Source organism: Microbacterium sp. SORGH_AS_0888 (genome assembly GCF_030818905.1).
Classification (GTDB): Bacteria; Actinomycetota; Actinomycetes; order Actinomycetales; family Microbacteriaceae; genus Microbacterium.
This window is the reverse complement of the sequence record NZ_JAUTAZ010000001.1, coordinates 1,378,899-1,390,913: the sequence shown is the minus strand read 5'-3', so window position 1 is coordinate 1,390,913 and position 12,015 is coordinate 1,378,899. Positions and strand designations below refer to the sequence as shown.

Sequence of the window (12,015 nt, the reverse complement as noted above, 5' to 3'; positions counted from 1 at the left end):
TGGCGCAGGACGAAGCGGGTCAGTGCGCGATCCCGGCGGCGGTGGGATGGCGGCGGGTCCAGCCGAAGTGCTCCTGGACCGAGGCCGCCAGACGTACCAGCTCGCCCTCCCCGAAGGGACGGCCGATCAGCTGCGCGCCCACCGGGAGACCGGTCGCGCTCATCCGCACGGGGAGGGAGATCGCGGGCTGTCCGGTGATGTTCGCGAACGCCGTGAACGCGATCATCTGGTTCTCGGTGAGCCGCGGGCCGTCGAACGCCGCGTTCGCCTCGGCGAGCACGACGCCCACCGGCGGCGGCGTGGTCGCCATGGTCGGGGTCAGGAGCACGTCGAAGTCGCGTCCCCACTGCGCGAGGATGTCGACGTTCTCGCGGTAGAGCCGCATCGCGGCGATCGCGTAGTCGCCTCCGGTGTGGGCGCGGGCGCGGGCGCGGCGGGCGCGGATGTACGGCTCGGCGAGCTCGGCATCCTCGTAGGGCGTGGTCCACAGCCACGAGTTGATGATGACGTCGACGAAGCCGAGCACCGCCTCCCAGGAGTGCAGGAGCGGACGGACCGGCTCCACCGTGTGACCGAGGTGCTCGAGGGCGCGCGCCAGGTCCTCGGCCGCCGCCCGGCACTCGGGGTCGACCGGCACGCCGCTCGGCGCGTCGAGGAGGAGGCCGATGCGCAGGCGGGGGCCGTCGTGATGCAGCTCCTCGGCGAAGGGACGCGGCGGGAGGGGAGCGGAGTAGGGGAGGGTGGGGTCGGGCGCGGAGATCGCGTCCAGGATCGCCGCGGCGTCCTCGACGTGCCGGGTGATGACGCCCTCGACGATCGAGTGCTCCCACGTGGGCACGCGTGCCGGCACGCGTCCCCGCGAGGGCTTGAGCCCCACGAGCCCGGTGGCCGAGGAGGGCATGCGGATCGACCCGCCGCCGTCCGTCGCGTGAGCGACCGGGACGATGCCGGCCGCGACCGCCGCCGCCGCGCCGCCGGAGGAGCCGGCCGGGGAGTAGTCGAGGTTCCACGGGTTGCGGGTCACGCCGAACCGGGAGTTCTCGGTCACCGACATGGGTCCGGCCTCGGGCGAGTTGCTGCGGCCGAAGAGCAGGAAGCCCGCGTCGCGGAACCGATCCACCACGAGATCGCTCACGGGTCGCGGCGCGTCGCTCACGCCGCGCGAGCCGAACGTCCCGGGCTGGCCCGCGACCCAGGTGAGCTCCTTGATGGGCAGTGGGACGCCGTGGAAGGGGCCGACCGCGGCGCCGGCCGCGAGTGCGGCGTCGGCGGCTGCGGCATCCCGGAGGGACGTCTCGTCGTCACGCCAGATGAGGGCGTTCATGCGCGGGTCGACCGCGTCCGCGGCGCGGATCGCCTCCGTCATCAGCTCGGTCGCGGTCAGCTCGCCCTCTCGGATGCGGCGCGACAGCTCGACCGCGGACTCGTGCATCATTCCCCGTAACTCCCTCGTCACCGGCACCGACGGTGGTACCACAACGATGATGCGCAGGTGGCGAGGCGGAGAGTTGACCTGGGCGGCCCTGAAGTTGATCTCGAGACGCGCGTCCGCGGCTCGGGGCCGCCCGGACGCCGCGGCTGGGTACAGCTAGGCGCGCGGCGCGGGATCGGCGATCGCCGTCGGGTCCGTCTCCTCACGGCGGCGCGCGCCGCCGAGGCTGAACGAGGCGCCGAGGCCGAGCACGAGGAAGCCGGCGGCGGTCCAGGCGGCGATGCGGGTGCCGTCCGAGAAGGCGGACGCCGCGGCCTGCCCCGTCGCCCGGGTCTCGGGGTTCGCGAGGAGGGGCGGGATGGCGGCGCCCGCGCTGTCCACCACGGCCGAGACGACCGCCGCCGCGGCGGGCGGCGACATCCCGGCCTCGTCGAGGCGCGCCGCGAGGCCCGTGCCCGTCGCGCCGTAGAGCACGGTGCCGAGGATCGCGATGCCGAGCGCGGAGCCGATCTGGCGCGAGGTCGACTGCATGCCCGAGCCCTGTCCGGACATCTCGACCGGGACGTCGGCGAGGATGACCCCGGTCAGCTGCGCCGTCGCGAGGCCGACGCCGAACCCGTAGACCGCGAGGCCCGGGAGGAGCCAGCCCCACGCGGCGTCCGGCGCGACGACGAATCCGACGGCGGCGATGCCGACGATCTCGCAGACGAGCCCGAGACGCACGACGAGGACGGGAGCGACGCGACCGCTGAAGGCGCCGGCGAGCCCGCTGGCGGCGAAGGAGCCGCCCGCGAGCGCGAGCAGGACGAGACCGGTCTGCACCGCCTCGAAGCCGAGCACGAACTGCAGCCAGAGGGGGAGGGCGAGGATCAGGCCGAACTCTCCCAGCGCCACGACCATCGCGACGACGTTGCCGTTGCGGAACGAGGCCAGCCGGAACAGCCGGAACTCGACGAGCGTCGCTCTCCCCGCACGGTGGCGACGGCGACCTCGGAGCAGGAACAGGGCGAGCGCGACCGCCGCGAGCGCGAAGGCGAAGGGGATCGGCGACACCGGCCAGGGCCAGGTCCAGTCACCGATGCTCGGCGCGGTCTCGCTCGCCCACCATCCGAAGGTGCGGCCCTCGATGAGGGCGAACACGAGGGAGGAGAAGAGCACGACCGCGAGCAGCGCGCCCACGATGTCCAGCCCGCCGCTGCGCGGCGCCTTCGACTCGATGACCGTGAGCAGGACGCCCAGGATGATGAGGATGCCGAGCGGCACGTTGATGCCGAAGGCCCAGCGCCACGAGAACGCGGTGGTCAGCCAGCCGCCCAGCAGCGGGCCGACGGCGGCCATGCCGCCGATCGTGGAGCCCCAGATCGCGAACGCGATGGCGCGCTCGCGGCCGCGGAAGGTCGCGTTGATCAGCGAGAGGGTGGTCGGCAGCATCATGGCTCCGCCCGCGCCCTGCAGCACCCGCAGCGCGATGAGCGCACCGCCCGTGGGGGCGAGGGCCGCGCCCACCGAGGCCAGCGTGAAGATCGCGACGCCGGTCAGCAGCACGCGGCGTCTGCCCCATCGGTCGGCGAACACGCCGAACAGCAGGAGGAGGGAGGCGAACACGAGCGTGTAGGCCTCCTGCACCCACTGCACCTGGGTCGAGGTGAGGCCCAGGTCGCCGACGATGGAGGGCACCGCGACGTTCACGATCGTGGAGTCCACGATGATCAAGGACACCGCGATGCTGATGAAGACCAGTGCGGCCCAGCGTCGTCGTGAGCCGGGGGGAGCGTCGTTCATATAGCTAGAATATCTAGCTATACGAACGGATGGGTCGTCCGTGGCTCAGGATTCTCCCGCGTTCCGGACCTTCGCATCCAGGCACGTGACGGCCGCCGCCGCCGACCACGCCTGCGGGCGGCACGCCGCAGGATACGGCACCGGCCGCCCGATCGCGGAGCGCGCGTCTCCGCCGTGGAGCTCCGGCATCCGGTAGTCGAATGCCGCCGCCGCGGACAGGAGTCCGTCGATGAGCGGGCCCGGGGCGATCCCCTCGGCAGCCAGCCCGCGGATGGCGATCGCCGTGTCGTGCGCCCACACGGTGCCGCGATGATAGCCGAGCGGCCAGTAGCCGCCCGCATCGGTGGCGAGCGTGCGGAGCCCGTAGCCGGAGTCCAGGGCGGGGGAGAGGAGCCTGCGCGCGACGAGCCGAGCCTGCGCTGCGTCCAGGAGTCCCGTGCCGAGCAGGTGTCCGATGTTCGAGGTCACGCTGTCGACGGGGCGTTTGTCTGCGTCGAGTGCGATCGCGGGGAAGGCGCCCTCGGGGTCGTCGACCCAGAACCTGTCGTGGAACGCGGCACGCAACCGCGAGGCCCAGTCCCGCCACCCCGTCCCATCGCGTCCGAAGTGCTCCAGCAGGTCCGCACCGTGCCGAGCCGCCTCGTAGGCGTAGGCCTGCACCTCGCACAGCGCGATGGGGCCCTGCGCGAGCGTTCCGTCGCGCCACTGCACGCTGTCCCCGGAGTCCTTCCAGCCCTGGTTCGAGAGCCCGTGGCCGGTCTCGTCGACGTACTCCAGGAGCCCGTCGCCGTCGCTGTCGCCGAAGTCGCGCATCCAGGACAGCGCGGCCTCCAGGTGCGGCAGCAGCTCGGCCACCTCCGCGTCCGGCATCCCCGCGCGCCAGGCGTCGTGCAGCAGGCACACCCACAGCGGAGTGGCGTCGACCGTGCCGTAGTAGAGCGGGGGGAGAGCGATGGCCTCGCCCGGGATCTCGAGCGTGTCGCGGCGCAGCTCGTGCATGATCTTCCCCGGCTGCTCGGCGGTGTCCGAGACCGACTCCCGGCCCTGGAACCGTGCCAGCACGCGCAGGGTGGATGCCGCCAGGCCGGTGCCCAGGGGCAGGAGCATGCGCGCGGCCCACAGGGAGTCCCGTCCGAAGAGGGTGAAGAACCACGGCGCGCCGGCGGCGAGGAACTGCTCACCGGGCGCGCGGGTCGTCTCCAGCCGGAGCGCGTCGAGATCTCCGAGTGCCCGCTCGACCCAGCGGCGCAGCCGGTCGTCGTCGACGACGGACGGCTGCGACCACGGTACGGGCGTCGTGGGGGCCGTGACCACCGCGCGCGCGTCGGTCGCCTCGACGCGCCACTCCACCTCCGCGGCCGAGCCCGGCACGAGCTCGATGTCCCAGGTCAGGACGAGCAGGTCGCCGTCGACCCGCAGCCGTGCCCCCTCGGCGGTCACCGCGACCCGAACCGCGTCGCGGCCCCAGTGCGCGGTCGTTCCCGCGAGCTCGAACGCGGCAGGGTCCCCCGAGCGTCCGGACTTGACCAGGTCCATCGCCGCGAGGTCGCTCGAGAGTGCGATCTCCACCGTCGTGCGCAGCGGATCCGCGAGCGCGGACTCGAGACGCACGCCCTCGCGCAGTCCGCTCGCGGTGACCGTGCGTGTCCGCACCGCGCGCAGGTGCGGGTCGGCGTCGGCGTCGTCGAGCTGCCGCACGAGCGAGACGAAGACCGCGCGATCGGCGGCGTCCTCGGCGATGGCGACGTGCTCGCCGGAGGCGCCGCCCACGCGCAGGCGCAGATGGGAGATCAGCCGGATGTCGCCGAGGTACAGGCCGTGGATCGGGGCGTCGCCCATCGATCCGTCGGGGCCCTGCCAGGCCTGGACGGGCGCGCGGAGGATGACGTGCTGGTCGTGGAGAAGAGGTTGCATGGCTTCCGGAGGGAGAGGAGGACGGGAGACGACGGGGACCGGGGCGCGTGTCACTCCTTCACGGCGCCCTCGCTCGCGTTCATGATGCGCCGCTGGAAGACGAAGAACATGACCGCCACCGGCACCGTCATGATGATCGCCGCGGCGAGTTTGAGCGGGTACTGCCGGCCCTGGCTCAGCTGGCCGTTCGCGAGCTGCGCGACGCCCTTCGTCAGTGTCGTGAGCTCCGGTGACTGGGTCGACACGATGAAGTGCGCGAGCTCGTTCCACGATCCCTGGAACGAGAGGATGACGATCGTGACCAGCGCGGGGCGCGCCATCGGCAGCACGACCGACCAGAACACCCGGAAGGTGCCGGCGCCGTCGATGCGGGCCTGCTCCTCGACCGAGGCGGGGATCGACTCGAAGAAGTTCTTCATGATGAACACCCCCGCCGCATCCACGAGGAGGGGCAGGATCATGCCCGCGTAGGAGTCGTACATCCCGAGGGTGTTGATCACGAGGAACTTCGGGATCAGGAGCACGACCGTCGGCACGCTCATGACGGCGACGAGGCCCGCGAACACGACCCCGCGGCCACGGAACCGCAGCCGCGCCAGGGCGTAGCCGGCGAGCGAGACGAAGAACACCCGTCCGACCGTGACGCAGACCGTGACGATCACGGAGTTCGTGAACCAGACCGGGAAGTCCGAGTTCAGGAACAGCTGGGCGTAGGCCTCGGTCGTGACGGTCTGGGGGACCGGCGAGAGCGGGTGCGCGACGGCATCCGGGTCGGTCTTCAGGCTCGTGGCGATCTGGATCAGGAACGGGTAGATGTAGACGATCGCGAGCGCGATGAGCACGGCGTAGAGAACGGAGGTCGTGGCGATCCGCGCGGTGCCGCGCCGGCGTCCCGGAGTCGTCATGGCCGTCATCGCGGGTCCCCCGAACGTCGCTCGGCCCGTCTGACCGCCTCCAGGTACGGGCGCACGCGGCGCCGCGAGACCGCACGCTCACGCAGGATCCAGCGCTGGAGGAGCGTGAAGGCGATGATGATCACGAAGAGGATGAACGCGATCGCCGCGCCCTGTCCCCATTCCTGATCGAGGAAGGACGCCTGATACGACTGGTAGGCCGGCGTCAACGTGGTCTTGGCGGGCTGGCCGCGCGTGCCGGTGTAGATCTGATCGAACACCTGCCATCCGCCGATCAGGCCGAGCGTCAGGACGGTGAACAGCGTCGGCCGCAGCTGGGGGAGGGTGATGCGCCAGAACCGCTGCCACGCGTTGGCGCCGTCGACCATGGCGGCCTCCTGCACCTCGCCGGAGATGTTCTGGAGGGCGGCGAGGAACAGGAGCATGAAGGTCCCGCTCGTCGTGAAGACGGCCATGATGATGTACACGCACATCGCGACGCTGGGCCCGACGATCCAGTCCCAGAGCGGGACACCGAGCACCGTCGCCTGCTCGAGCGCCTCCGGGCCGCTCTGCTGGCCGAAGTGGAAGATGCCGCTCGGATCGTTGAACCAGTTCGGCCCGTTGATCCCGAGCCATCCGAGGGCCGCGTTGACGGCGCCCGTGGTGGAGAAGAGGAACAGGAACAGGACCGTGATGGCGACCGTGCTCGTGACGGACGGGAAGTAGAACGCCGTGCGGAAGAAGCTCCTGCCCCGCAGCACCTGACGATTGACGAGCACCGCGAGGAAGAGGCTGAGCGCCGTCTGCGCCGGCACCACGAGGACCACGTACCAGGCGTTGTTCTTCAGGCTCATGCCGAAGCCCTGCTCCGCCAGGCCGCCACCGAGCAGGATCGCGGCATAGTTCTTGAGCCCCACGAAGCCGACCGATCCCGAGAAGGGCGAGCCGCGTCCGCCCCAGTCGCTCACGCTGACCCACAGCGCCATGAGCACGGGGACGGCGAGGAAGAGTCCGAGGATGATGAGCATCGGGGCGGTGAACAGCCACCCCGACACGGTCTCGCCGCGACGGATGCCGCGACGAGACCGATCGGAGACGGTGGTCATGGTTACTTCAGGAGCGCTTCGAGGTTCTTCTGGGCGGTGTCGAGGATCGTGGCCGGATCGCCCGTGGCGAGGCTGCCCAGCGCGCCGTTGAAGTCGGTGACCACGGCGGCTGCGCCCTTCGCCGTCGGAACGCCCTTCGCGTAGTCGGCGCCCTTGAGGAACGGCACGAGGGTCGGGTTCGCCGCGCTCCACTGGTCTGCCGCGGACTGGATCGAGGGCATCACGCCGAACGCGCTCGAGAACGCGAGCTGCTGCTGTGTGCTCGTGAGGTGCTCGACGAGATCGAGCGCGGCCTTCTGGTTCGGGCTGTCGGCGGCGATGCCCCAGCAGTTGGTGAACTGCAGGGTGCCCTTGCCCGCCGGTCCGGCCGGCAGCTCCACCACCCGGTACGTCACGCCGGGGTAGTCGCTGGCGAGGGCGCCCGTTATCCAGTTGCCCTCGACCGTCATGGCCGCCTTCTGGGTGCCGAAGGCCTCGCCGCCCCAGCCCGCGCCGACGTCGGCCGCGAACTTCAGCTCGCCGCCGTCGAGCAGCTTCTTCACGTAGGTCAACGCCTCGACGTTGGCCGCGCTGTCGGCCGTCGCCTGCGTCGAGTCGTCGTTCATGAGGTTGCCGCCGGCGGCCGCCATGAACGCGCCGACGCGGGCGTACTCGCCGCTCATCGACAGGCCGACGTGGTCGGCGGTCGTGAGCCTGGTCGCCACAGCGGCGAGCTGATCCCACGTGGTGGGGACGTCGGCGTCCGTGAGACCGGCCGCGGACCACATGTCGCTGTTGATCACCAGCTGCAGCGTGGAGAAGTCCTTCGGCGCGCAGTACAGCTTGCCGTCGTAGGTGAAGGTGCTCCGCAGGCTCGGGTAGAAGTCGTCCTTGTTGCTGAGCTGGTCGCCGTAGGGCAGCAGCGATCCGTTGGAGGCGTATCCGGCCATCGCGTCCGCGGAGAGGTAGAAGACGTCGGCGGGCGAGCCGGAGGCGAAGCCCTGCGACAGCTGCTGATTGATGTCGCTCGCCGCCGTGACGGTCGCGCCCGTTCCGGATGAGGAGGACCAAGCGGCCACCGCGTCCTTGACCGCCGTCGTCTCGGCGTCACCGGAGGAGCCGATCAGGACGGTGAGGGGCTTGTCCGAGGCGGTGAGCGCGCCGGTCGACTCCGTCGTCGCGCCGAAGCCGGAGCTGCACGCGGTCAGCGCGAGCGCACCGACTCCGAGCAGGGTCGTGGCGCCGAGGGCTGCCCGAGTTCTGCGTGTCATCATGTCTCTCTCCTTCGATGAGCCGTGGGGACGGAATTTGATCGTTCAAAATTCCGTCGGGCATTACGCTACGAAGCCAGGGCGGCTCCTGTCAACCCGATGGCCGCGGCCTAGGATAACGATTTGAACGTTCCGAAGGATCGGGGGTGGCCATGGCGAAGGCGCCGACGGTCGAAGACGTCGCGCGAGCCGCCGGCGTCTCGCGCCAGACCGTCTCGAACGTGCTCAACGCGCCCGATGTCGTCAAGCCCGGCACGCGGGAACGGGTCCTCGAGGCGATCGCACGGCTCGGCTACCGGCCGCACACCGCGGCACGCGCACTGCGGACCCGCCGCAGCTCCACGATCGGGGTGCATCTCGACCCCTACGCCGGAGGGGTGTCGGGTGTCGTGCTCGATCGCTTCGTCCACGCCCTCACCGACCGCGCCGGAGAGCGGCGCATGCGGGTGCTGCTCTATGCGGCTCGCACGCCGCTCGAGGAGATCGAGCGCATGCGAGACCTCCTCGACGGGGGCGAGGTCGACGCGTTCGTGATCACGGGAACCTTCCACGGCGACCCGCGGACCCGTTGGCTGCATGAGCGCGGTGTGCCCTTCGTCGCGTTCGGGCGGCCGTGGGGCGACGACGACGTGGATGCGCCGGCGCACCTCTGGGTGGATGTCGACGGCGCCGCGGGCACCGCGCAGGCCACGCGCCACGCGCGGGAGAACACCGCGGGGCCGGTCGCGTTCCTTGGCTGGCCCGCCGGCTCGGGCACCGGTGACGACCGCGAGCGAGGATGGCGGGAGGCGCGCGGCGACGGAAGACGTCTCGTCGCCGAGGAGGACGTGCGCGCCGGCCGGGACGCGGTGGCCGACGCGCTCGCCGCGGCGGTGCCCATCGGGGCGATCGTCTGCGCCAGCGACACGCTCGCGATCGGCGCGCGACTGGCCGTCGCTGCGGCCGGTCGCGACGACATCCTGGTGATCGGATTCGACAACACCCCCGCCGCGGAGGCGTTGGGGCTCAGCAGCGTCGAACAGCTCCCGGAGCAGGTCGCCGAGGGGGCGCTCGACCCTGCTGATGGGCTCGACGGGCAGCGTCGTCGCGCCGCGGCCGGCGATCGCCGGAAGCGCCCATGTGCTCGTCGAGCCGCGCCTGGTCGTCCGCTGACCCACCCGATGCGCCGAGGGCCCGGCCCGCACGATGCGGAACCGGGCCCTCGGCGCCGCGGGCGGTCTCAGCTGATCGCGGGCCACATCCCGAACACCCCGGATGCCGCCAGGATCCACACGATCACGACCGTCACCATGATCGAGCCGACCCAGGTCCGGCCCGTCTTGCGGAAGAAGTACGTCCACAGGCAGGCGGCCAGCGGCCACAGCACGAGCAGCGGGATCGCGTAGATCGCGCCCATCCCGGAGGCGGTCGCCGACATCGGGTCCGAACCGAACACCATCGGGCCACCCGACCACAGCGGCACGTAGGCGATCAGCAGCCAGACGAGGGTGCCCGCCGTCATGACGATCGAGTTCACGAGCATCTCCTGCCACAGCGGCGCCTTGCCGCCACGCCACCGGAGGAAGCCGTTGAACAGGATGCCCTGGGCCAGGTAGTAGAACCCGAACGGCACGAGGTAGCCGAGGAAGGCGAAGAGCCGCGCCGGCGTCATCGGCATGAGCGCGACGACCCACGCCCGGAAGTCCACGTTCCACACCGCGTCGACGAACGTGAGGATCGCGTAGATGGGAGCGGCGACCGCGACCACGAGGAGGGCGGCGCGTCCCACCTTGCCCCAGCCGATCCCGCCACCGGTCTCGCTCACGCCGTACGACGCGAAGGTGCCGCCGCCGCGCTTCGTGAACGCGAAGTGGTTCAGGGCGATGAGCGCCCACGCGATGACGCCCACGATGACCGACCACACCATGTACACGTTCGTGAAGGTCTGCGGCCACAGCGCGTTCACGTTGATCCACGGCGTGAAGAACATGTTCTTCCACACCCAGAAGTACAGGAGCGGTCCGAGCGCCGTCGTGATGATCGCCCCGATCCACCAGCCGATCCCGCGCAGGCCGCGGTACTCCGGAACCGGGCGCACGAGCCCCGCGAACGCGCGGGTGCGCAGCAGCAGGCTGCCGCCGGCGAAGAGGAACAGGAACGCGCCCAGCAGCGCGATCGAGGTCCCGGCGAGCTTGAACGGCCAGATCTGGTCGGACGGGGCCAGGCCCTTCCCGTCGGTCAGCGTGCGCTGCATCCAGTCGACGGCGTGCCCGATCGCCGCGGCGGAGTCGGTCGAGGAGGCGTGGCCCTCCGACGCCGTGTACAGCAGGCGTGCGGTGCCGTCGGCGATGTCGCCGTACAGCTGGCCCGGGACGATGGGCTGATCGGTGCCGAAGAACGGCATGAGCGCGGGGGAGCGGACGGCGTCACCGCCGTGGCCGACGGCGATCATGACGCCCAGCTCGGTCCAGTCGCCGATCACGAGTGCGGCGTTGCGGATCTTGGCGTAGGGGGTCGCGTCGACCGAGCCGGGCGGGCCGGGCTCGGACTCCATGTAGAAGACCGACGAGTAGCCGTTCGGCTGCGAGAGCGCCGCCGCGGTGGCGGCGCAGAAGCCGCCCTGCGACATCCCGACCAGGCCGATGTGGTCGCGGTCGACCGTCGCGAGGGTCTGCAGGTACGAGAGGGTCGCCGGGCCGCCGCATCCCGCCTGCGAGCTGGCGCCGTCGGAGGACCCGTGGCCGGTCTGGTCGGCGGAGACGACGACGAACCCGCGGCGCGCGAGCTCGAGCGCCGTCTGGTCCATGTACTCCTTCTGGTTGTTCAGGCCGTGCCACATCGCGATGCCGGGTGCCGGCGTCGTGGCCGTCGCGGTCGAGGGGGTGTAGACGAGCGCGCTGATGTGCTCGCCCGTGGCGCTGAAGATCGTGACCTCGGTGATCTTCGTCGCCCCGCCGTTGGCGTGCACGAAGCCGGCCAGGACGCTGCCGAGGACCATCATCAACACGGAGACGATCGCCAGGACGGCGGTGCGATCGCGCCAGAACCTGCGGCGCGGGGTGAGGGGGTCGGCGGCGGGTGCCGCGGTGTCTGGTGGCGTCGTCGCCATGGTCTTCCTTCCTGGAGGACTCCTCGTCGGGTGCGAGGCTGCGGGCCGAAGCTATCCGAGCCGGGCCTCACGCCGCGCATGCATGCACGACACGTGCACATCTGTGCAGCTTTCGGCTCGCACACAGGTGGCTCACGGGTGGCGATCAGCCCCGCACGTGCACGTTTGCGGCGGCGTCAGTCCGCGCCGGCCGCGGGCGGCTCGCCCACGTAGATCCACGCACGCGTGCCGCTGAGCAGCGTGACGCTCGCGCGGCGGTATCGGCCGAGGTGGTACTCGTCGGCGGCGTCGAGCTCCGCCGCGGTCACCCGCAGCACGCCGCCGAGGATCTTGTCGCGCGGATCGCCGGTGCGGCGGGCGAAAGGATGCGTCGCGCCGGGCGGTCGGGCGCCGACACCCGCGTCCTCGGTGCGCGCGTACTCCAGCCGATGGCCGGGCAGCACGTCCTCGACCGCGTCGACGCGTCGTCCGAACGTGTCGAGCTGGACGTCGGCGTCACGCAGCACGCCGTACGCGAACAGTGCCTGGTCCGCATCCGCCGCCATGC

General features: G+C 71.3%; 8 protein-coding genes and 1 pseudogene. 1 reads left to right on the top strand and 8 read right to left on the bottom strand.

The genetic code is table 11. From position 1 onward, the window contains the following. Positions 1–19 precede the first annotated feature (19 nt). The 6 genes from QE381_RS06810 to QE381_RS06785 all read right to left on the bottom strand — a co-directional run bounded on the left by QE381_RS06810 (position 20) and on the right by QE381_RS06785 (position 8,380). On the bottom strand, positions 20–1,435 hold the full coding sequence (locus QE381_RS06810) for an amidase (RefSeq protein ID WP_307216638.1): 1,416 nt from the start codon (positions 1,433–1,435) through the stop codon (positions 20–22). A gap of 153 nt (positions 1,436–1,588) precedes the next feature. Further along, the gene (locus QE381_RS06805; protein ID WP_307216636.1) at positions 1,589–3,214 is read right to left on the bottom strand and encodes a DHA2 family efflux MFS transporter permease subunit; all 1,626 of its coding nucleotides are present in this window, start codon (positions 3,212–3,214) and stop codon (positions 1,589–1,591) included. A gap of 45 nt (positions 3,215–3,259) precedes the next feature. Further along, positions 3,260–5,128: a glycogen debranching N-terminal domain-containing protein gene (locus QE381_RS06800; RefSeq protein WP_307216634.1), complete on the bottom strand. Its 1,869-nt coding sequence runs from the start codon at positions 5,126–5,128 to the stop codon at positions 3,260–3,262. A gap of 50 nt (positions 5,129–5,178) precedes the next feature. Beyond that, entirely contained in the window at positions 5,179–6,033 is an 855-nt protein-coding gene (locus tag QE381_RS06795; RefSeq protein WP_307216632.1) for a carbohydrate ABC transporter permease, read from the bottom strand. Positions 6,034–6,038: 5 nt separating this feature from the next. Further along, positions 6,039–7,130: a carbohydrate ABC transporter permease gene (locus QE381_RS06790; RefSeq protein ID WP_307216630.1), complete on the bottom strand. Its 1,092-nt coding sequence runs from the start codon at positions 7,128–7,130 to the stop codon at positions 6,039–6,041. Positions 7,131–7,132: 2 nt separating this feature from the next. Beyond that, the gene (locus QE381_RS06785) at positions 7,133–8,380 is read right to left on the bottom strand and encodes an extracellular solute-binding protein (protein ID WP_307220430.1); all 1,248 of its coding nucleotides are present in this window, start codon (positions 8,378–8,380) and stop codon (positions 7,133–7,135) included. Between the two features lie 152 nt (positions 8,381–8,532). Here QE381_RS06785 and QE381_RS06780 point away from each other — a divergent pair. Next, positions 8,533–9,532, top strand: a pseudogene (locus tag QE381_RS06780) (LacI family DNA-binding transcriptional regulator). Positions 9,533–9,599: 67 nt separating this feature from the next. Here QE381_RS06780 and QE381_RS06775 read toward each other — a convergent pair. Together QE381_RS06775 and QE381_RS06770 are read right to left on the bottom strand one after the other, a co-directional pair. Beyond that, a complete protein-coding gene (locus tag QE381_RS06775) occupies positions 9,600–11,468 on the bottom strand; it encodes an alpha/beta fold hydrolase (protein WP_307216628.1) in 1,869 nt (622 codons plus the stop codon). 176 nt (positions 11,469–11,644) lie between these two features. Next, positions 11,645–12,013, bottom strand: a complete 369-nt coding sequence (locus tag QE381_RS06770) for a gamma-glutamylcyclotransferase family protein (protein ID WP_307216626.1) — start codon at positions 12,011–12,013, stop codon at positions 11,645–11,647. Between the last annotated feature and the right edge of the window lie 2 nt (positions 12,014–12,015).

Bases quoted from the DNA above. Each gene is read 5' to 3' on its own strand.
- QE381_RS06810 (WP_307216638.1), bottom strand. From the start codon at position 1,435: ATGATGCACGAGTCCGCGGTCGAGCTGTCGCGCCGCATCCGAGAGGGC.
- QE381_RS06805 (WP_307216636.1), bottom strand. From the start codon at position 3,214: ATGAACGACGCTCCCCCCGGCTCACGACGACGCTGGGCCGCACTGGTC.
- QE381_RS06800 (WP_307216634.1), bottom strand. From the start codon at position 5,128: ATGCAACCTCTTCTCCACGACCAGCACGTCATCCTCCGCGCGCCCGTC.
- QE381_RS06795 (WP_307216632.1), bottom strand. From the start codon at position 6,033: ATGACGACTCCGGGACGCCGGCGCGGCACCGCGCGGATCGCCACGACC.
- QE381_RS06790 (WP_307216630.1), bottom strand. From the start codon at position 7,130: ATGACCACCGTCTCCGATCGGTCTCGTCGCGGCATCCGTCGCGGCGAG.
- QE381_RS06785 (WP_307220430.1), bottom strand. From the start codon at position 8,380: ATGACACGCAGAACTCGGGCAGCCCTCGGCGCCACGACCCTGCTCGGA.
- QE381_RS06775 (WP_307216628.1), bottom strand. From the start codon at position 11,468: ATGGCGACGACGCCACCAGACACCGCGGCACCCGCCGCCGACCCCCTC.
- QE381_RS06770 (WP_307216626.1), bottom strand. From the start codon at position 12,013: ATGGCGGCGGATGCGGACCAGGCACTGTTCGCGTACGGCGTGCTGCGT.